Source organism: Rhizobium sp. TRM96647, from assembly GCF_025780115.1.
GTDB lineage: Bacteria > Pseudomonadota > Alphaproteobacteria > Rhizobiales > Rhizobiaceae > Mycoplana.
Window position 1 is genome coordinate 205795 of sequence record NZ_JAOXHF010000007.1, and the last position, 19832, is coordinate 225626.

Genomic DNA, 19832 nt, shown 5'->3' on the forward strand with positions numbered 1-19832 from the left:
GCCGGTTTAGAACGATCGCCGCCGCTTTGCCAGCCGCGTTGCGGAAAATTGCGGCACTCCGCCGAAACGACTTGGCAAGCGGCATAAATATGGCTAAAAATAATGCAGGCTTTAATATTGCTTGAAAGATAAGCATTTGGTTTCGGCGTTCCTTTCAGATCCCCTGACGATCGGGTGGCAAGTGCTGCGAAACCGCGTCGTGCTTGCGCCCATGTCCGGCGTCACGGATCTGCCCTTTCGCGAACTGGCCTGGCGCTTCGGTGCGGGCCTCGTCGTCACGGAAATGATCGCGAGCCGCGAGCTTGCCGCCAATGCGCCCGAATCCTGGGCGCGGATTCGCAACCGCGGCATTCGCCCGCACATGGTGCAACTGGCCGGACGCGATGCCGGCTGGATGGCCGAGGCGGCGAAGCTTGCCGAGGCCAATGGTGCGGACATCATCGACATCAACATGGGATGCCCGGCGAAGAAGGTCATCGGCGGCTATTCCGGTTCGGCGCTGATGCGCGAACCCGACCATGCGCTGAGGCTGATCGAGGCGACGGTCGCGGCGGTCAAGGTGCCGGTGACGGTCAAGATGCGGCTCGGCTGGGATCACGACAGCCTGAACGCCCCGCAGATCGCCGCCCGCGCGGAAGCCGCCGGCGTGCAGATGGTCACGGTGCACGGGCGCACGCGCATGCAGTTCTACGAAGGCAGGGCCGACTGGGATGCGATCCGAGCCGTCCGCGAGGCGATCACCGTGCCGCTCGTCGCCAATGGCGACGTCGAAACGGCCGAGGACGCGGCCGAAATCCTGCGGCGTTCCGGAGCCGATGCCGTCATGGTCGGGCGTGCAGCGCAGGGGCGCCCCTGGCTGCCTGCGGTGCTGGCCGGTGCCTGTGTGCCGCCCCGCGGTGCAGCTCTTGCGGCCGTTGCCGTCGAGCACTACCGGATGATGCTGGATTTCCACGGCGCCGTCGCCGGGCTCCGGCATGCGCGCAAGCACGTCGGCTGGTATCTGGATCGCCATGCGCCCGGGCTGGAGCCTGCGGCGAAGGCCGCGCTGATGACGTCGACGGACAGCGGCTTCGTCGCTGACCGGCTGGCTGCGGCCCTGATCGAACACGGCACGGCGATGCGACCGGAAGAGAAGGCGGCATGACCAGCACAGACGACGAACGTCGGCAGTCCGACGGCAATGGACTGGCCATGGCGGTGCTGAACGCCATCCAGCATCCCGTCATCCTCGTCGATGCGGAGGGGCATATCGCCTTCGCCAACTGGGAGGCGGAATCCTTCTTCGGCGCCAGCGCCAGCCATCTGTCGCGGCATAATGTCAGCAATTTCATACCCTTCGGAAGCCCTCTTCTCACATTGATCGATCAGGTGAGGGAACGACTGGCGGCGGTCAACGAGTACCGGGTCGATCTCAGCTCGCCACGGCTGGGCGCCGACAAGCTCGTCGATCTCTACGTGGCGCCGGTGACGACCGCGCCGGGCTCGGTGGTGATCGTGCTGCAGGAGCGCTCGATGGCCGACAAGATCGATCGCCAGCTGACCCATCGCGCCGCCGCCCGCTCGGTGACCGGGCTCGCCTCGATGCTGGCGCACGAGATCAAGAATCCGCTCTCCGGCATCCGCGGCGCGGCCCAGTTGCTGGAGACCTCGGTACAGGACGACGACCGCGCCCTGACGCGGCTGATCTGCGACGAGACGGACCGCATCGTCTCGCTGGTCGACCGCATGGAGGTTTTCTCCGACGAGCGGCCGGTCGACCGGGTGGCGCTCAACATCCATTCCGTGCTCGACCACGTGAAGGCGGTGGCAAGCGCCGGCTTTGCCCGAAACATCAAGATCACCGAGAACTACGATCCGTCGCTGCCGCCGGTCTATGCCAATCGCGACCAGCTCGTGCAGGTGTTCCTCAACCTGATCAAGAACGCGGCCGAGGCCGTCGGCGACCGGCCGGACGGCGAGATCCAGCTGACCACGGCCTATCGGCCGGGCATCCGCCTGTCGGTGGCCGGCACGCGCGAGAAGGTCTCGCTGCCTCTGGAGTTCTGCGTGCACGACAACGGGCCGGGTGTTCCTCCCGATCTCCTGCCGCACCTGTTCGATCCGTTCATCACCACCAAGACCAACGGATCCGGGCTCGGGCTGGCGCTCGTTGCCAAGATCATCGGCGGCCATGGCGGCATCATCGAGTGCGACAGCCAGGGCCACCGCACGACGTTCCGCGTGCTGATGCCCGCCTCCAAGGGGCTGCACGAAGACGACGATACCTCCCGAGAGCAGAGGAAATAGCAGATGACAGGCGCCACAGTCCTTGTTGCCGACGACGATGCGGCGATCAGAACGGTCCTCAACCAGGCGCTGAGCCGGGCAGGCTATGATGTCCGCATCACCTCCAATGCGGCAACGCTCTGGCGCTGGATCGCCGCCGGCGAGGGCGACATCGTCGTCACCGACGTGGTCATGCCGGACGAGAACGCCTTCGATCTCCTGCCGCGCATCAAGAAGGCGCGCCCGGACCTGCCGGTGCTGGTGATGAGCGCGCAGAACACTTTCATGACGGCGATCAAGGCATCCGAGCGCGGCGCCTACGACTATCTGCCAAAGCCGTTCGACCTGACGGAACTGATCGCGATCGTCGGCCGCGCTCTGGCCGAGCCCAAGAAGAAGCCGGCGCGACTCGACGACGACACCCAGGACGGCATGCCGCTGGTCGGCCGATCGGCCGCCATGCAGGAGATCTACCGGGTTCTCGCGCGGTTGATGCAGACCGACCTGACGCTGATGATCACCGGCGAATCGGGCACCGGCAAGGAACTGGTGGCGCGCGCGCTGCACGACTACGGCAAACGCCGCAACGGACCTTTCGTGGCGATCAACATGGCGGCGATCCCGCGCGACTTGATCGAATCGGAACTGTTCGGCCACGAGAAGGGGGCTTTCACTGGCGCGCAGAGCCGTTCGACCGGGCGTTTCGAGCAGGCGGAAGGCGGAACGCTGTTCCTGGACGAGATCGGCGACATGCCGATGGATGCGCAGACGCGGCTTTTGCGCGTGCTGCAGCAGGGCGAGTACACGACAGTCGGCGGGCGCACGCCGATCCGCACCGACGTGCGCATCGTCGCCGCCACCAACAAGGACCTGAAGCAGTCGATCAACCAGGGCCTCTTCCGCGAAGACCTCTACTACCGGCTGAACGTGGTGCCGCTGCGGCTGCCGCCGCTGCGCGACCGCGCCGAGGACATTCCCGACCTCGTCCGTCACTTCGTCCAGCAGGCGGAGAAGGAGGGGCTGGACGCGAAGCGATTCGACCAGGAAGCGCTGGACCTGATGAAGGCGCATCCCTGGCCGGGCAACGTGCGCGAACTGGAGAACCTCGTGCGGCGGCTGACCGCGCTTTATCCACAGGATGTCATCACCCGCGAAATCATCGAGACGGAGCTGCGCGCGGATATCCCCGACAGCCCGATCGAGAAGTCGGCCGCCCGCAGCGGCGCGCTTTCGATCTCGCAGGCGGTGGAGGAAAACATGCGCCAGTACTTCGCCAGTTTCGGCGACGGCCTGCCGCCGCCGGGCCTCTACGACCGGGTTCTGGCCGAAATGGAGTATCCGCTGATCCTCGCCGCCCTGACCGCCACCCGCGGAAACCAGATCAAGGCGGCCGACCTCCTCGGGCTCAACCGGAACACCCTGCGCAAGAAGATCCGCGAGCTCGGCGTTTCGGTCTACCGCAGCTCGCGACTGGCTTGATTTCACCCGGAACTGCGTTGCATTTTCGCCACAATGTGTTGCATGGTGGTAACAGATGCGCGCGGGCGCGAATAGGCGTCGATCCTTCCTCGTTCCCTCCGCAGACGTCCCGCAGTTTCCACCCGCGGGTCCGTGCTTCTGCCTGAATGAGTGTATCGGCCCGCCTGCGGCCGGTCGGAGTGAGTGCTTCGGATGAACGAGAATGCGACCCTCATCGGAGGGGGAGACGACGCCGCCGGCAATGGACGCGACCGCAGGGCCTCGTTCGCGCTTCCCGGCCTCCTGCTCGCTGGCGGCGCTCTCGTCGCGGCGACCCTGTCGCTGTTCATCCTGCTGGGGCTGACGCCGATCAAGCCGGAGGCGAACGTGATCATCGCCTCGGTGGCGGTGAACGTGATCTTCGTCATCGGCCTGATCATCCTGATCGCCCGCGAGATCACCCGCCTGCTCAAGGCCCGCTCGCGCGGCCGCGCCGCCGCGCGCCTGCACGTGCGGATCGTCGCGCTGTTTTCGATCGTGGCGATCACGCCGGCGATCCTGGTCGCCATCTTCGCCTCGATCACGCTCGACGTCGGGCTCGACCGCTGGTTCTCGATCCGCACGCAGTCGATCGTCAGCTCGTCGCTGAACGTGGCGCAGGCCTATGTGCTGGAGAATGCGAGCTACCTGCAGGGCCAGACCGTGTCGATGTCGAACGACCTGGAGCGCAACCGCCAGCTCTACAGCCTCGACCGCACCGGCTTCAACGACCTCATCACCCGCCAGGCGCGCGGCCGCGGCATGCTCGGGGCGTTCCTGGTGCGCGGCGACGGGTCGCTCGTCCTGCAGGCCAACATCCCGACGGAGAAGCCGCTACCGGCGGTTCCCGAGGAGGCGCTGACGTCTGCCGCCGCCGGCCAGCCGACGCTCATTCCGCCGGGGACGACCAATCTCGTCGGCGCGGTGATCAAGCTCGACAACATACCCGACGTCTACCTCTACACGATCCGCACCGTCGATCCCGAAGTGATGCGCTCGATGCGGATGATGGAGGACAACACCGCGGAGTACCGGGCGCTCGAGGCCGGCCGGACGTCGCTGCAGGTGGCGTTCGGCGTGCTGTATCTCGGCTTTGCGCTGATCGTGCTCCTGGCGGCGATCTGGACGGCGATCGCGGTGGCCGACCGCATCGTGCGGCCGATCCGGCTGCTCATCGGGGCTGCGGATGCCGTCGGTTCCGGCAATCTCGACGTGCACGTGCCGGTCAGGGCGGCCGACGGCGACGTCGGCCATCTGTCGCGGACCTTCAACAAGATGATCGCCGAGATCCGGGCACAGCAGGGACAGATCCTCGACGCCAAGGACGAGATGGAACAGCGCGGGCACTTCATCGAGGCGGTGCTCTCCGGCGTCACGGCCGCCGTGATCGGCGTGGAGGAGGGCGGCCGGCTGACGATCGCAAATTCCTCGGCCGAACTCCTGTTCGGACGCGCGGCGGGGGCGCTCGTCGGTGCGCAACTGGCCGAAATCGCGCCCGAGGTCAACGAGGTGCTGCAGGAAGCCACGCACCGCTTCCGCAACGAACATCGCCGGCAGATCAACATCATGCGTGGCGGCACCGAGCGGACGCTGAATGTACAGGTGACGCGCGAGGAGGCGAAGGACGCCAAGGAATCCTACGTCATCACCATCGACGACATCACCGACCTCGTCATCGCGCAGCGCTCGACGGCCTGGGCCGATGTCGCCCGCCGCATCGCCCACGAGATCAAGAATCCGCTCACCCCGATCCAGCTCTCGGCCGAGCGCATCCGCCGTCGCTACGGCAAGCAGATCAACCAGGACGACCGCTCGGTGTTCGACCAGTGCACGGACACGATCGTCCGCCAGGTCGAGGATATCGGTCGCATGGTTGACGAGTTCTCCGCCTTTGCCCGCATGCCCAAGCCGACCAAGGACCGGTCGGACCTGCGCGCGATCCTGAAGGACGCGGTGTTCCTGCGCGAGATGGGCAACACGCACGTCGCCTTCATGAAGGACTTCGAACAGCAGCCGCTCGTCGGCCACTTCGATTCCCGCATGCTCGGGCAGGCTTTCGGCAACATCATCAAGAACGCGGTGGAGGCGATCGAGGCCCTGCCGGCGGACGTCCAGCGCGACGAGCGCAAGGTCCTGGTGCGCGCGGGACGCGACGGTGCCAGCGGGCATTTCGTCGTCGATGTGATCGACAACGGCAAGGGCCTGCCGACCGAGAACCGGCACCGGATCCTGGAACCCTACATGACCATGCGCGAGAAGGGCACCGGGCTAGGGCTGGCGATCGTCAAGAAGATCATCGAAGACCACGGCGGGCAGCTGGAACTGCACGACGCGCCGCCGGACTTCGACAACGGCCACGGGGCGATGATCCGCGTGATCCTGCCCGCCGAGGACACCCCGGCCGTCGATGCGGAAGAAGAAGACAAGGAACTGACCCATGGCCTCTGACATTCTGGTGGTGGACGACGAGGAGGATATCCGCGAGATCGTCTCCGGGATCCTCTCCGACGAGGGACACGAGACGCGGACCGCCTATGACAGCGACAGCGCGCTGCAGGCGATCAGCGACCGCGTGCCGCGGCTCGTCTTCCTGGATATCTGGATGCAGGGGAGCCGGCTGGACGGGCTGGCACTGCTCGACGAGATCAAGAGCCGCTATCCCGACCTGCCCGTCGTGATGATCTCCGGCCACGGCAATATCGAGACGGCTGTGTCGGCGATCCGCCGCGGCGCCTACGACTTCATCGAGAAGCCGTTCAAGGCGGACCGGCTGATCCTGATCGCCGAACGCGCGCTGGAGAACTCCAAGCTGCGTCGCGAGGTGACTGAACTCAAGCGCCGCTCGGGCGATGCCGTCGAGCTGATCGGCACGTCGGTCGCCGTCTCGCAATTGCGCCAGACGATCGAGAAGGTGTCGCCGACCAACAGCCGCATCATGATCCTCGGCCCGTCCGGCTCGGGCAAGGAACTGGTGGCGCGGATGATCCATCGCAAGTCGAGCCGCGCCAACGGTCCGTTCGTGGTTCTGAACGCGGCGGCGATCACGCCGGAGCGTATGGAGATCGCGCTGTTCGGGACCGAGGGCGGCGGCGGCGGGCAGCAGCGCAAGACGGGCGCGCTGGAGGAGGCCCACGGCGGCATCCTCTATCTGGACGAGATCGGCGAGATGCCGCGCGAGACGCAGAACAAGATCCTGCGGGTGCTGGTCGACCAGCAGTTCGAGCGCGTCGGCGGCTCGAAGCGGGTGAAGGTCGACGTCCGCATCATCTCGTCGACGGCCTATAATCTCGAGAGCCTGATCGCCGAGGGTGCGTTCCGCGAAGACCTCTATCACCGCCTTGCCGTCGTGCCCGTGCGCGTGCCGCCGCTGGCCGAGCGGCGCGAGGACATTCCCTTCCTGGTCGACATGTTCATGCGGCAGGTCAGCGAGCAGGCCGGGATCCGGGCGCGGAAGATCGGCGACGATGCGCTGGCGGTGCTGCAGGCCCACGACTGGCCCGGCAACATCCGGCAGCTGCGCAACAACATCGAACGCCTGATGATCCTTGCCCGTAGCGACGGTCCGGACAGCGCGATCACCGCAGACATGCTGCCGACCGATGTCGGCGACATGCTGCCGAAGGTCTCCAGCCAGGGTGACCAGCACATCATGACCCTGCCGCTGCGCGAGGCGCGCGAAATGTTCGAGCGCGACTACCTGATCGCCCAGATCAACCGGTTCGGCGGCAATATCTCGCGCACGGCCGAGTTCGTCGGCATGGAGCGATCGGCGCTCCATCGCAAGCTGAAATCGCTGGGTGTCTGACGAAGGCATGCGGGCTTCGGGGTACGGCACATGAAGGTCATCATCTGCGGCGCGGGCCGGGTCGGCTACGGCATCGCCGAACGGCTGTCACAGGAAGACAACGACGTCTCGGTCATCGATATCTCGCCCGCGCTGATTGCGGCGATCACCGAGACCCTCGACGTCAGCGGCGTGGTCGGCCACGGCGCCCATCCGGAAGTGCTGGCGCGCGCCGGCGCGGAGGCGGCGGAGATGATCATCGCCGTCACCCTGCACGACGAGATCAACATGGTGGCCTGCCAGGTCGCCCATTCGCTGTTCAAGGTGCCGACGAAGATCGCGCGCATCCGGGCGCAGAGCTATCTGGCGCCGGAATATTCCGATCTCTTTTCGCGCGACGACATGCCGATCGACGTGGCGATCTCGCCGGAGATCGAGGTCGGCAAGATGGCGCTGCGCCGGATCTCCTATCCCGGCGCCACCGACGTCGTCCGCTTCGCCGACGACAAGATCGTCATGCTTGCGATCGAGTGCATGGAGGACTGCCCGGTCGTCAATACGCCGCTGCAGCAGTTGACGGAGCTCTTTCCCGACCTGAAGGCGACGGTCACCGCAGTCTATCGCGACGGCAAGCTGTTCGTGGCAAGATCCGCGGACGAACTCCAGACCGGCGACCTCGCCTACGTCGTCTGCGACGCCGCGCATGTCAGGCGCACCCTGTCGCTGTTCGGCCACGAGGAACAGGAGGCAAGGCGCATCGTCATCGCCGGCGGCGGCAATATCGGCCTCTTCGTCGCCAGGACGATCGAGCAATTCCAGCCGCGGACGCGCATCAAGATCATCGAGAACAACCGAGAGCGGGCGGTCCATATCGCCGACCAGCTGCGCAACACGGTGGTGCTGCACGGCTCGGCGCTGGACCAGAAAATCCAGCAGCAGGCCGACATGGAGAATGCCGACCTGTTCGTGGCGCTCACGAACAACGACCAGATCAACATTCTCGGCAGCGTCATGGCCAAGAGCCTCGGCTGCAGGCAGAGCCTGGTGCTCCTCAACGACCCGGCCTTCCACGACCTGATCGACAGCATGGACATCGACGCCCACATCAATCCGCGCGCGGTCACGATCTCCGGCATCCTCCAGCACGTGCGCAAGGGGCGCATCCGCTCGGTCTATGCGGTGCAGAAGGGATCGGCCGAGGTGATCGAGGCCGAGGCGCTGGAAACCTCGCCGCTGGTCGGCACGGCGCTACGCGACCTCGACCTGCCGGAAGGCATTCGCATCGGGGCGATCTACCGCGACGGAACGGTGCTGGCACCGGGCGGCGAGCTGCGCATCAAGGCCAAGGACCGGGTGGTGCTGCTTGCGACCGGCGACGCGATCCGCCACGTCCAGCAGCTCTTCCGCGTCAGCATCCAGTATTTCTAGGGTCTGTCATTCGTCCGTTCCCGGCGTTGCGGCAGGGAAGTGGTATGATGATTTTTCGACATTGCGGAGAAGTCTGCGATTTGATACCTAAACCGACGGATGGGCGAGATGTGCGTCGCCTGTCGTCGGGGCATCAGTGTTTCAGTCAACCGGTCGGCAGGACCGGCAATCAAGAAAGAAGCGGCGCGATGGCGGAACGTTCTCAGAATCTGCAAGACCTTTTCCTTAATACCGTTCGCAAGCAAAAGATTTCCCTTACAATCTTCCTGATCAACGGCGTGAAGCTGACGGGCGTCGTGACGTCCTTTGACAATTTCTGTGTGCTCCTGCGGCGCGACGGCCACTCGCAGCTCGTCTACAAGCACGCTATCTCCACCATCATGCCCGGTCAGCCGCTGCAGATGTTCGAGAGTGAAGAAAGCGCCTCCTGACAAGGTGAAGGCCGATTAGCAAACGCGATACATCTCAGGATTCGATCGTCCCGGAGCTCGAAAAGCGCCGCGACGATTCGCGTGCCGTCGTCATCGCCCCGGTCATCAAGAGGGGCAGGGCGGATGCCAACGGCGTCACCGTGCGCTCGGACGAGGCGCGGCTGGCCGAGGCGATCGGGCTCGCCCGCGCCATCGATCTGGACGTCGTGTTCTCGGCGGTGGTGCCGGTGAGCCAGCCCAAGCCCGGCACGCTGCTCGGCACCGGCAAGATCGAGGAGATCAAGACGGCGCTGGACGCCAACGACGCCGGGCTGGTGATCGTCGATCATCCGCTGACGCCGGTGCAGCAGCGCAATCTCGAGAAGGAATGGAACGCCAAGGTCATCGACCGGACCGGGCTCATCCTGGAAATCTTCGGCCGCCGGGCCTCCACCAAGGAAGGCACGCTGCAGGTCGAGCTTGCCCATCTCAACTACCAGAAGGGCCGGCTGGTCCGCAGCTGGACCCACCTGGAACGCCAGCGCGGCGGTGCCGGCTTCATGGGCGGCCCGGGTGAAACCCAGATCGAGGCCGACCGCCGGCTGCTGCAGGAGCGGATCGTGCGGCTGGAGCGCGAGCTGGAGCAGGTGCGCCGCACCCGCCAGCTGCACCGCGCCAAGCGCAAGAAGGTGCCGCACCCGATCGTGGCGCTGGTCGGCTATACGAATGCCGGCAAGTCGACGCTGTTCAACCGGATCACCGGGGCGGGCGTGCTGGCCGAGGACATGCTGTTTGCCACGCTCGACCCGACGCTCAGGCGCATGAAGCTGCCGCAGGGCCGCACCGTGATCCTGTCCGATACCGTCGGTTTCATCTCCGATCTGCCGACCCACCTCGTCGCTGCCTTCCGCGCGACGCTGGAGGAAGTGCTGGAGGCCGATCTGATCCTGCACGTGCGCGACATGTCCGACCCCGACAACGGTGCCCAGGCCTCCGACGTGCTGCGAATCCTGGCCGACCTCGGCATCGACGAGAAGGACGGGGCGGAACGGATACTTGAGGTCTGGAACAAGATCGACGACCTGCCGGTGGAGGCACGCGAGGCGCTGGTGCAGAAGGCCGACACCACGCCGAACACGATCGCCGTCTCCGCCCTGACCGGCGAAGGCGTCGATGCGCTGATGAACGAGATCAACCGGCGGCTGTCAGGGGTTCTCGTCGACCGCGACGTGGTGCTGCCGGTCGACAAGCTGCAATTGCTGCCCTGGCTCTACGATCATTCGATCGTCGACGAGCGCGAAGACCAGGAGGACGGCAGCGTGCGCGTCTCCGTGCGGCTGACCGAGACGGAAGCCTCCGAGCTGGACCGGCGTCTTGGCCATGGCGCCAGGCGCCCGCTCGAGGACTGGGAACGATAGGCGCGCAAGACGCGCCTAGGGTCTTGCCCGTTACCCGCCTTATCCGAGTTGCCGCTCGATCGCCTTTGCGGCCTGCCAGAGGTCTTCCATCCGCTCCAGCGTCGCCTGTTCCAGCGTTTCGCCGGCGGCCTGAAGCTCCGTCTCGATATGGGCGAAGCGGCGGCGGAACTTCGCGTTGGTGCCGCGCAGCGCCATCTCCGCATCCGTGTCGGTGTGCCGGCCGATATTGACGACGGCGAAGATCAGGTCGCCGAGTTCGTCGGCCACCCTGGCGCGGTCGCCGGTGCGCAGCGCCTCGCGCAGTTCGCCGATCTCCTCTTCGATCTTGTCGAGGATGGGCTCCGGCTCCGACCAGTCGAAGCCGACCTTGGCGGCGCGTTCCTGCAATTTCAGGGCCTCCACCAGAGCCGGGAAGGAGCGCTGGACCGAGCCGAGATAGCCCTCGTCGCTCTCGGGCGGCAGCCCGCGGCCGGCGCGCCGTTCGCTGCGCTCGCGCTTTTCGGCCTTCTTGATCGCATCCCACTGCGCCTTGACCCGTTCGGGCGTGTCGGCGTCGGACTGGTCGAACACGTGCGGGTGGCGGCGGATCATCTTCCTCGTGATCGCCTCGACCACGTCGTCGAAGGAAAACGCGCCGGCTTCCTCGGCGATCCGGGCATGGAAGACGACCTGCAGCAGGAGGTCTCCGAGCTCGTCGCAAAGGTCGTGCATGTCGGCGCGCTCGATCGCGTCGGCCACCTCGTAGGCCTCCTCGATCGTATAGGGCTTGATGGTGTCGAAGGTCTGCACCACGTCCCAGGGGCAGCCGGTCTCGGGCTGGCGCAACGCCGCCATGATGTCGAGAAGGCCCTTGATGTCGCGGGACGGCTGCATGCGCTTTTCTCCGTCTGCCGCTCAGTTGAGCGGGATCGTGTTGTCGTCCTTGCCGGACTGGTAGGTCTGCGACAGCGCGTCATAGGCGCGACGGATGCGGGCGTCCTGCGCCTTCAGTTCCGCCTTTTCAGGCTCCGCGGCGGTCGCGATCAGGTCTCCGATCGCGGCCGATCGCCAAAACGCGTTCGTCTTCGCATAGCCGCCCGGCTCGAGCCGGAAGACTTCCTTCAGGATCTTCAGGTCGTGCGGGATCGCGAAGGCGTCCCGGGAATCCTCATGGGTGAAGAAATAGTAGAAATTGTCGAAGCCCGCCCAGGTGATGGCCGAGAGGCACATGGAACAGGGCTCGTGCGTGGACAGGAAGATCAGGTCCTTCGGATCGGGCTTGTCCGCCTGCTCGTGGAACCGCTTCAGCGTATGGACCTCGCCGTGCCAGAGCGGGTTCTCCGTCTCGTTGTTGGTTTCGGCGATCACGAGCGAGAGATCGGATTTGTGCAGGATCGCCGCGCCGAAAATCTTGTTTCCGGCGGCGACGCCCTTTCTTGTCAGAGGGAGAATATCCGTCTCGATGACGTCGAGCAGGCGTCCTGCCAGGGCCGCTTGATCCATGGCGCTTTCCTCGCTGGTGATGATCCGCGCCAACCTTTAGCGGGGCGGCGCGCATGGACGCAAGGGGCAAGAGCCCAACGGAGAGATTTGCTCGAAATGCCCGGGAGGCGAGCAAAAGAATACGCCGCCCCGATGGGCCGCGAATTTCTGTTCCTTTAAATTTTGTCCCGTATTGGCGATATTGCGCCTCACTCGAACCGGACCATGAGATGCAGCAGGCCAGCAACAAGCTTTCGGTATTCCCCGCCTTTTTCCGCGTCAGCGGCAAGAGGGTGGTGGTCGTGGGCGGTGGTGACGAGGCCTATGCCAAGGTCCGGCTGCTGCGCAATACCGATGCGGAAATCACCGTCGTCGCTGCCGATCCGGTGGCCGACTTTGCCCGCTATCTCGAGGCCGAGGCGATCGAGGTGATGGCCGCGACGGTTTCGGCCGATATGCTCGCCGATGCAGTCCTCGTCTTCGCCGCAACGGGTGACGCCGCCGCCGACCGCGAGATCGCGGCTCTTGCGCGTGAACTGCGCATACCCGTCAATGCCGTGGACCAGCCCGACCAGTGCGATTTCTTCACGCCCGCACTCGTCAACCGTGCGCCGGTCGCCGTCGCGATCGGGACCGAGGGGGCGGGGCCGGTGCTGGCGCAGATGATCCGCGGCCAGATCGACCAGATCCTTTCGCCCTCGCTCGGCAAGCTCGCAGCCCTGGCCGCCTCCTATCGCGAGGCGGTGGAGGCCATCGTGCCGCGCGGTGTGACGCGCCGCCTCTTCTGGCGTCGGTTCTTCCAGGGGCAGGTGGCGGACGCCATCGGCGCCGGCGACGAGGAACTGGCGCGTCGGAAGGCGAGCGAGCTTCTGTCCCGCGCCCGCAAGGTGGAGGGCCATGTCTGGCTCGTCGGCGCCGGTCCGGGCGCAGAGGACCTTCTGACGCTGCGGGCGCAGCGGGTGATGATGGAGGCCGATGCGATCGTGTTCGATGCGCTGGTGCCGCAGGCGATCGTCGACATGGGGCGCCGCGATGCCGAACGGATATCCGTCGGCAAGCGCAAGGGCTGTCACTCCAAGTCGCAGGAGGAGATCAACGATCTCCTGGTCGAGCTCGGCCGCGCCGGCAAGCGTGTCGTGCGACTGAAGTCGGGCGATCCGCTGGTCTACGGCCGGGCCGCCGAGGAGATGTCGGCGCTGCGCGAGGCAGGGATCACCTACGAGATCGTGCCCGGCATCACGTCGGCCTTCGCTGCCGCTGCGGACTTCGAGCTGCCGCTGACCCTGCGCGGCGTCGCCTCGTCGCTGGTCTTCACCACCGGCCACGACCTGACCGGCGCCGTCCTTCCTGACTGGGCACGGCTTGCCGTTTCGGGGGCGACGATCGCGGTCTATATGGGCCGCACGGTTGCCGCTTCCGTTGCAGGGCGGCTGATGCAGGCGGGCCTGCCGGCGGAGACGACCGTCGCCGTCATCGAGAATGCCAGCCGCGCCGACAGGCGGCTTCTGCACGGGACGCTGAAGGACCTGCCGGACCTGCAGCATCGCGACGAACTGACCGGTCCGGTGATGGTCATCATCGGCGATGCGGTCGCTGGCGCCAATTTCGAACATTCCGTTCCGCTCGTCCGCAGCCGCGCGACCGCGGACGCCGCATATCTGGGAGCATGACATGACAGACAAGGTCCTGACCGCGAACCGGCTGTCGGACGGCATTTCCGTCTGGCTCGATGCCGCAGGCAACTGGAACACATCGTTGCAGGAAGCCTTCGTGGCGCGCCACAAGGAAGCCGTCGAAGCACTCGAGGCGACCGGCAAGCAGGCGTTTGCCGACAACAAGGTGGTTGACGTCAACGTCGTGGACGTCGAAGAGGTCGACGGCGTGCTGCGCCCGCTTCGCATGCGTGAACGCATCCGGGCCGGCGGCCCGACGATCCCCTATGCCGCCGGATTTTCCGGCCTGAACGCGACCCGCGCAGTCGTGGCCTGAAGGACAAGACATGTATCGCTACGATGAATTCGACCACGCCTTCGTCAATGACCGCGTCGCCCAGTTCCGCGACCAGGTCGCCCGCCGGCTGTCGGGCGAACTGGCGGAAGATGCGTTCAAGCCGCTGCGGCTGATGAACGGCGTCTACCTGCAACTGCACGCCTACATGCTGCGCGTCGCCATTCCCTACGGCACGCTGAACAGCCGGCAGATGCGGATGCTTGCCCATATCGCGCGCAAGTACGACCGCGGCTATGGCCATTTCACCACGCGCCAGAACATCCAGTACAACTGGCCGGCCCTGTCGGAGGTCCCCGATGCGATGGCTGATCTCGCCTCTGTCGAGATGCACGCGATCCAGACCTCGGGCAACTGCATCCGCAATGTCACCGCCGACCATTTCGCCGGTGCGGCCGCCGACGAGGTCGCCGACCCGCGGCCCTATGCGGAAATCCTGCGCCAGTGGTCGTCGGTGCATCCTGAGTTTTCCTATCTGCCGCGCAAGTTCAAGATCGCCGTTACCGGTGCGGAGCGCGACCGCGCGGCGATCCAGGTGCACGACATCGGCCTGCACCTGAAGAAGAACGACAAGGGCGAGATCGGCTTTGCCGTCTATGTCGGCGGCGGGCAGGGACGGACGCCGATGATCGCCAAGAAGATCCGCGACTTCCTGCCGGAGGAGGACCTGCTCTCCTATACGACCGCTGTCATGCGCGTGTACAACCTGCACGGCCGTCGTGACAACAAGTACAAGGCCCGCATCAAGATCCTCGTGCACGAGACCGGCGCCGAGGAACTGGCGCGCCAGGTCGAGGTCGAATTTGCCGATCTGAAGAATAGCGAACTGAAGCTGCCCGACGCCGACATCCAGGCGATCGGCGCCTATTTCGCCCCGCCGGCGCTGGAGCCGCGCGCCGAAGGCTGGGCAAATCTCGCGCAGTGGAAGAAGGCGGATCCCGATTTCGCCCGCTGGGTGCAGCAGAACGTCCAGCCGCACAAGCATCCCGACTACGGCATGGTGACGATCTCGCTGAAGCCGATCGGCGGCATTCCGGGCGACGCGACCGACGCTCAGATGGAGGCCGTTGCCGATATCGCCGAGGACTATGCCTTCGACGAGATCCGCGTCAGCCACGAGCAGAACCTGATCCTGCCGCATGTGGCGCTCTCCGACCTGGAACCGGTCTACCGGGCGCTCGTCGCAGTCGGGCTTGCGACCGCCAATGCCGGCCTGATCACCGACATCATCGCCTGTCCGGGGCTCGACTATTGCGCGCTCGCGAACGCCCGCTCCATTCCGGTGGCGCAGGAGATCTCCAACCGTTTCGCCTCGCCCGAGCGGCAGGCCGAGATCGGCGAGTTGAAGATCAAGATCTCCGGCTGCATCAATGCCTGCGGACATCACCATGTCGGCCATATCGGCCTGCTCGGTGTGGAGAAGAAGGGCGAGGAACTGTACCAGATCACGCTTGGCGGCTCCGGTGACGAGAACACGTCGATCGGCGAGATCATCGGGCGCGGCTTCGAGCCGGAGAAGGTCACCGATGCGATCGAGGTGATCGTGGAGACCTATCTCGGCCTGCGGCTCGATCCGTCGGAGAACTTCCTCGCCGCCTATCGCCGCGTGGGGCCGCAGCCGTTCAAGGATGCGCTTTACGGCGATACGGCGAAGGCGGCTTGAGGGAAGGGCGTATCATGACGAGAATCTGGAAGGAAACCGGCTTCGTCAACGACGATCCGTGGGTCGTCGAGAGCGAGGAGACCAAGGCGGGATCGAACGAGAAGGCGATCATCGGCATCGATGATTTTCTCGCCCGGTTCGCAGAGGGTGAGGACGGGGGCTTCGGTGTCCTCGTCAATCCGGCAGACGATGTGCGGCGGCTTGCCGGGCATCTGGATCGCATCGCGCTCGTGGCCGTCGCGTTCCCCGCCTTCAGCGACGGCCGGGCGTTCAGCCATGCTTCGCTTCTGCGCTCGCGGCTCAGCTATGCGGGCGAGGTGAGGGCGGTCGGCGACGTGCTGATCGACCATATCCCGCTGATGCTCCGCTGCGGCATCGACAGCTTCGCGGTGACGAACGCGACGGCCCTGAAGCGGCTGTCGGAAAACCGCCTGCCGGGGATCGACAACCACTACCAGCCGACCGCACGGCCGGCTGCCGAGGCGAAATCCTACAGCTGGCGCCGCGTCGGCTGACGCATATTGTCGCGAAAGGGCCAGTTTTCCGGCTTTTGGCCGAGGCGGGCCTTTCTTCTTGCTGCGCCGCACATTATATGAGGTCCGTGACCGGACGACGACCGATGGAATGCAAATTGCGCATGGCCGCTTCCTTTGGAACGCGATGCCTTTCGTCGGCAACCGCAGTATAATATCTGCCTATGCGACATTCAGTAGAGACCGCAGGAACCGACCACGAATGAACGCGCCCGCAAAGACCGAAGACCTTGCAGCCACCGTTCCCGCCGGCGTCTATGCCGAGACGGTGACGAGCGTGCAACACTATACCGACCGCCTTTTCCGCTTCCGCATGACGCGTCCGGACGGCTTCCGGTTCCGCTCGGGCGAATTCGCCATGATCGGGCTGATGGTCGACGGCAAGCCGGTCTACCGCGCCTATTCGATCGCGAGCCCGGCCTGGGGCGAGGAACTGGAGTTCTTCTCCATCAAGGTTCCGGACGGCCCGCTGACCTCGCACCTGCAGCAGATCAAGCAGGGCGACCAGGTGCTGATGCGCAAGAAGCCGACGGGCACGCTGGTGCTCGACGCACTGACCCCCGGCAAGCGCCTCTACATGTTCTCCACCGGCACGGGGATCGCGCCGTTCGCGAGCCTGATTCGCGACCCGGAGACCTATGAGAAGTTCGACGAGGTGATCCTCACCCATACCTGCCGCGAAATCTCGGAACTGAAATACGGCTTCGACCTGGTCGAGGAGATCGCCAAGGACGAACTTCTGTCGGAGGTCGTCGGCGGCAAGCTGCGCCATTATGCGACCGTCACCCGCGAGCCTTTCCCTTACCAGGGCCGCATCACCGACCTGATCAGCAACGGCAAGATGTTCGCCGATCTCGGCGTCGCCCCCTTCGACCCGGCGGTCGATCGCGCGATGATCTGCGGTTCGGCAGCGATGCTGAAGGAAACCAAGCTTCTGCTCGAACAGGCGGGGCTTACCGAGGGCGCCAACAGCAAGCCCGGGGAATTCGTCATCGAGCGCGCCTTCGTCGACTGAGGCCGGCTCGATCGCACGGTCATGAAAAAGGGGCGATGCCGCGCGCATCGCCCCTTTTGTTTTTCCGGTCCGCAGGTCGGCGATGGTGCCCCCCTGCGCGTTTCTGCACTCAGGCGAGGATGAAGTCGCTTGCGCCGAGATCGGCGATATCGAACTCCTTCAGGACCAGGATATCCGTCGCCGCGAACTTGAAGCGGACGTCGTCATCGACCTGGGTCGCCTTGGCGAGCACCGACGAGACGGAGGAGAAATGGTAGCTGCGCAGGTCGATCTGGTCGACGCCATCGGTGAAGCTCTGCACCGTGTCGTTTCCGTAGCCCTTGCCGAAGACGAAGTCGTCGTTGCCCTTTCCACCGAAGAGCTTGTCGTTGCCCTTGCCGCCATCGAGGACGTCGTTGCCGTCGCCGCCCTTGAGCACGTCCTTGCCGTTGTCGCCGAAGATGCGGTTGGCGGCGCTGTTGCCCGTCAGGTTGTCGGAATGGCTGCTTCCGACCAGACGCTCGATCGACGAGTAGCTGTCGCCCCTGGCCTCGCCAGTGTTGGCCGAGCGTGAGCCGAGGTTGACGGTCACGCCGGACGACGCGCTCTGGTAGCTTGCGGTGTCGCTGCCGCTGCCGCCGATCAGCCGGTCGGCGCCGGCGCCGCCGATCAGCGTGTCGTTCCCTGACCCGCCGTTGAGCGTGTCGTTGCCCTTGCCGCCGTTCAGGCGATTGGCGGCGCTGTTGCCGGTCAGCTTGTCGGCATAGGCGGAGCCCAGCAGTTGCTCGATCGAGGAATAGCTGTCGCCGGCGGCGTCGTTGGTGTTGATCGAGGGCTTGGTGAGGCTTGCCGTCACGCCGGCGCGGGCCGTGGAATAGGAGGCGGTATCGGTGCCGCTGCCGCCGATCAGCCGGTCGCCGGCGGCCCCGCCGATCAGCGTGTCGTTTCCGCTGCCGCCGTCGAGCGTATCCTTGCCGCTGTTGCCGTAGAGCGTGTCCTTGCCGGTCAGGCCGTAGAGCCTGTCGTTGCCGCTGTTGCCTGTCAGCGTGTTGGCAGCCTGGTTGCCCCTGATGGTGTCTGCGCCCGCGCCGCCCTTGGCGTTCTCGATGAGGGAGCGCGTGTCACTGTTATAGAGCATGGCGTTGTAGATGTTGCCGCCGGCGTAGTGATTGTTGCCGAGATGGGCGAGCTGCCGGTCGCTGAATTCAGAGCTGGAGCCGGGAGCGAGATCGATGTCGACGCCTTCGGAATAGGCGGAGAGGTCATAGGTGTCCTTGCCGCCGCCGTCCCAGATCGTGGCAAAGATCCGGTTGGCGCCGGGGGCGATGGCGATCTCGCCGTTGACGTAGGTCCTGCCGCCGTCCGGGTTCCATTTGTAGGTGGTGTTTCCGGAATTCGTCGTGAAGTCGGCGCCGTACATGCGCTGGAGCGCTGCGATGTCGGCCATCATGAAGGTCTGCGGGGCGCCGAACGCCTCATAGGTATACGCCTGCGAGGTACTGCCCCGATAGCTGTGGTAGGTCATCACGGTATATTCGACGCTGTCGTAGGAGGCGGGAATCTTGCCGAAGCCTTCGTCCGTGTGAGCATGTTCCAGGCCGAGCGCGTGGCCGAGTTCGTGCGTCAGCGTGTGCCAGCCGTAGTTGCCGGCCTGCGGGCTGCTGAGGTTGCTGCCGTTCCCGAACCAAAGATCGCCGGCTTCGTCGTAAGTCCCCGGGAAGTAGGCCTTGGCCGTGGGGTTGTCGTAAGTCGATTTGGCGAAGCGGAGGTTTGCGCTCGTCTGCGAACCCGCAGAAAGATTGAGACCGGTGAAACCCTCCACCGAAAATCCGTCATTGGCCCTGGAGCCGTAGGACTGCTCCATCGCAAAGAGCGCGGCTTCCTTCACCTTGGCCGAGACGGCGCCGAAACCCTGGCTCGGTTCGTATTGCGAATAGCCATAGGCGGATTGGCTCGTCGGGAACGCATAGGTGACGGTACCGCTCCAGGCCGTGTCGCCGAGCACGGCGTCGATGACGTCGTTTCCGGTCGCCGAGACGGTCTTGGTGCTCTTGTTGATGCCTGTCATTCGGATGTCCTTGTTCGGTATCGTGGAAAAAGCGTCATCGGCCGGCATTTCCGTTATGCGTGTACAGGCAAAGCCTCAACAACTCATGACGTCCGGAGAGACGGAACGCAAATGGTGCGGAGCCGTCTTAGGCGGCCTTGCGGGGTTCGTCGTGGTTGCCATGCTGAGAGCTCTCCCGCTTGACTTCGCGGCCGGAGCGCCGCCGGGTGGTCCCGGCCCAGGGCAGGGTGTCGGGGGACCGAACGCGAGGGAGGCGATAGCGGCAGAATATGCCCGTCTCATGGCAGGCAGGGCCAGGAAGGCC

General features: G+C 65.3%; 16 protein-coding genes. 13 read left to right on the top strand and 3 right to left on the bottom strand.

What is annotated here, in order from left to right:
- Positions 1-136 precede the first annotated feature (136 nt).
- The 8 genes from dusB (at position 137) to hflX (ending at position 10802) form a co-directional block, all read left to right on the top strand.
- Positions 137-1144, top strand: coding sequence for a tRNA dihydrouridine synthase DusB (gene dusB / locus OCK02_RS15165; protein WP_263813786.1), 1008 nt, complete (start codon positions 137-139; stop codon positions 1142-1144).
- The gene (locus tag OCK02_RS15170) at positions 1141-2286 is read left to right on the top strand and encodes a two-component system sensor histidine kinase NtrB (RefSeq protein ID WP_230805502.1); all 1146 of its coding nucleotides are present in this window, start codon (positions 1141-1143) and stop codon (positions 2284-2286) included. Before dusB ends, OCK02_RS15170 begins: the two co-directional genes overlap by 4 nt.
- 3 nt (positions 2287-2289) lie before the next feature.
- Positions 2290-3744 carry a nitrogen regulation protein NR(I) gene (gene ntrC, locus OCK02_RS15175; RefSeq protein WP_230805504.1) on the top strand — a complete coding sequence of 485 codons (1455 nt, stop codon included), beginning with the start codon at positions 2290-2292 and terminating at the stop codon, positions 3742-3744.
- Between the two features lie 192 nt (positions 3745-3936).
- Positions 3937-6210, top strand: a complete 2274-nt coding sequence (locus tag OCK02_RS15180; protein WP_263813787.1) for a sensor histidine kinase NtrY-like — start codon at positions 3937-3939, stop codon at positions 6208-6210.
- Positions 6200-7567, top strand: coding sequence for a sigma-54-dependent transcriptional regulator (locus tag OCK02_RS15185; RefSeq protein WP_230805508.1), 1368 nt, complete (start codon positions 6200-6202; stop codon positions 7565-7567). Before OCK02_RS15180 ends, OCK02_RS15185 begins: the two co-directional genes overlap by 11 nt.
- 30 nt (positions 7568-7597) lie before the next feature.
- On the top strand, positions 7598-8974 hold the full coding sequence (gene trkA, locus OCK02_RS15190; protein WP_263813788.1) for a Trk system potassium transporter TrkA: 1377 nt from the start codon (positions 7598-7600) through the stop codon (positions 8972-8974).
- A gap of 188 nt (positions 8975-9162) precedes the next feature.
- A complete protein-coding gene (hfq, locus tag OCK02_RS15195; protein ID WP_183799062.1) occupies positions 9163-9405 on the top strand; it encodes an RNA chaperone Hfq in 243 nt (80 codons plus the stop codon).
- A gap of 44 nt (positions 9406-9449) precedes the next feature.
- Entirely contained in the window at positions 9450-10802 is a 1353-nt protein-coding gene (gene hflX, locus OCK02_RS15200) for a GTPase HflX (RefSeq protein ID WP_263813866.1), read from the top strand.
- A gap of 39 nt (positions 10803-10841) precedes the next feature.
- Here the strand turns inward: hflX and mazG are convergent, their stop codons facing one another.
- The gene (gene mazG, locus OCK02_RS15205; RefSeq protein ID WP_263813790.1) at positions 10842-11675 is read right to left on the bottom strand and encodes a nucleoside triphosphate pyrophosphohydrolase; all 834 of its coding nucleotides are present in this window, start codon (positions 11673-11675) and stop codon (positions 10842-10844) included.
- Positions 11676-11696: 21 nt separating this feature from the next.
- Positions 11697-12284 (bottom strand): nucleoside deaminase, encoded by a 588-nt coding sequence (locus OCK02_RS15210; protein WP_263813791.1) that lies wholly within the window; start codon positions 12282-12284, stop codon positions 11697-11699.
- Between the two features lie 209 nt (positions 12285-12493).
- Between OCK02_RS15210 and cysG the strand changes: the two genes are divergently transcribed.
- From cysG to OCK02_RS15235, 5 genes are all read left to right on the top strand, one after another.
- Complete coding sequence (gene cysG, locus OCK02_RS15215) at positions 12494-13933, top strand: siroheme synthase CysG (protein ID WP_263813792.1); 1440 nt, start codon at positions 12494-12496, stop codon at positions 13931-13933.
- A gap of 1 nt (position 13934) precedes the next feature.
- On the top strand, positions 13935-14252 hold the full coding sequence (locus tag OCK02_RS15220) for a DUF2849 domain-containing protein (protein WP_263813793.1): 318 nt from the start codon (positions 13935-13937) through the stop codon (positions 14250-14252).
- Between the two features lie 10 nt (positions 14253-14262).
- A complete protein-coding gene (locus OCK02_RS15225; RefSeq protein WP_263813794.1) occupies positions 14263-15933 on the top strand; it encodes a nitrite/sulfite reductase in 1671 nt (556 codons plus the stop codon).
- A gap of 14 nt (positions 15934-15947) precedes the next feature.
- Positions 15948-16448, top strand: coding sequence for a DUF934 domain-containing protein (locus OCK02_RS15230; protein WP_263813795.1), 501 nt, complete (start codon positions 15948-15950; stop codon positions 16446-16448).
- 220 nt (positions 16449-16668) lie between these two features.
- Entirely contained in the window at positions 16669-17481 is an 813-nt protein-coding gene (locus tag OCK02_RS15235) for a ferredoxin--NADP reductase (RefSeq protein ID WP_230805524.1), read from the top strand.
- A gap of 109 nt (positions 17482-17590) precedes the next feature.
- Here OCK02_RS15235 and OCK02_RS26145 read toward each other — a convergent pair whose 3' ends face one another.
- Positions 17591-19528, bottom strand: coding sequence for a M10 family metallopeptidase (locus tag OCK02_RS26145; RefSeq protein ID WP_318530102.1), 1938 nt, complete (start codon positions 19526-19528; stop codon positions 17591-17593).
- Positions 19529-19832 lie beyond the last annotated feature (304 nt).

Coding starts and splice junctions, on each gene's coding strand:
- mazG (WP_263813790.1), bottom strand. CDS start 11,675: ATGCAGCCGTCCCGCGACATCAAGGGCCTTCTCGACATCATGGCGGCG.
- OCK02_RS26145 (WP_318530102.1), bottom strand. CDS start 19,528: ATGACAGGCATCAACAAGAGCACCAAGACCGTCTCGGCGACCGGAAAC.
- hfq (WP_183799062.1), top strand. CDS start 9,163: ATGGCGGAACGTTCTCAGAATCTGCAAGACCTTTTCCTTAATACCGTT.
- cysG (WP_263813792.1), top strand. CDS start 12,494: ATGCAGCAGGCCAGCAACAAGCTTTCGGTATTCCCCGCCTTTTTCCGC.
- OCK02_RS15170 (WP_230805502.1), top strand. CDS start 1,141: ATGACCAGCACAGACGACGAACGTCGGCAGTCCGACGGCAATGGACTG.
- OCK02_RS15185 (WP_230805508.1), top strand. CDS start 6,200: ATGGCCTCTGACATTCTGGTGGTGGACGACGAGGAGGATATCCGCGAG.
- OCK02_RS15210 (WP_263813791.1), bottom strand. CDS start 12,284: ATGGATCAAGCGGCCCTGGCAGGACGCCTGCTCGACGTCATCGAGACG.
- OCK02_RS15180 (WP_263813787.1), top strand. CDS start 3,937: ATGAACGAGAATGCGACCCTCATCGGAGGGGGAGACGACGCCGCCGGC.
- OCK02_RS15230 (WP_263813795.1), top strand. CDS start 15,948: ATGACGAGAATCTGGAAGGAAACCGGCTTCGTCAACGACGATCCGTGG.
- OCK02_RS15225 (WP_263813794.1), top strand. CDS start 14,263: ATGTATCGCTACGATGAATTCGACCACGCCTTCGTCAATGACCGCGTC.
- OCK02_RS15220 (WP_263813793.1), top strand. CDS start 13,935: ATGACAGACAAGGTCCTGACCGCGAACCGGCTGTCGGACGGCATTTCC.
- OCK02_RS15235 (WP_230805524.1), top strand. CDS start 16,669: ATGAACGCGCCCGCAAAGACCGAAGACCTTGCAGCCACCGTTCCCGCC.
- ntrC (WP_230805504.1), top strand. CDS start 2,290: ATGACAGGCGCCACAGTCCTTGTTGCCGACGACGATGCGGCGATCAGA.
- trkA (WP_263813788.1), top strand. CDS start 7,598: ATGAAGGTCATCATCTGCGGCGCGGGCCGGGTCGGCTACGGCATCGCC.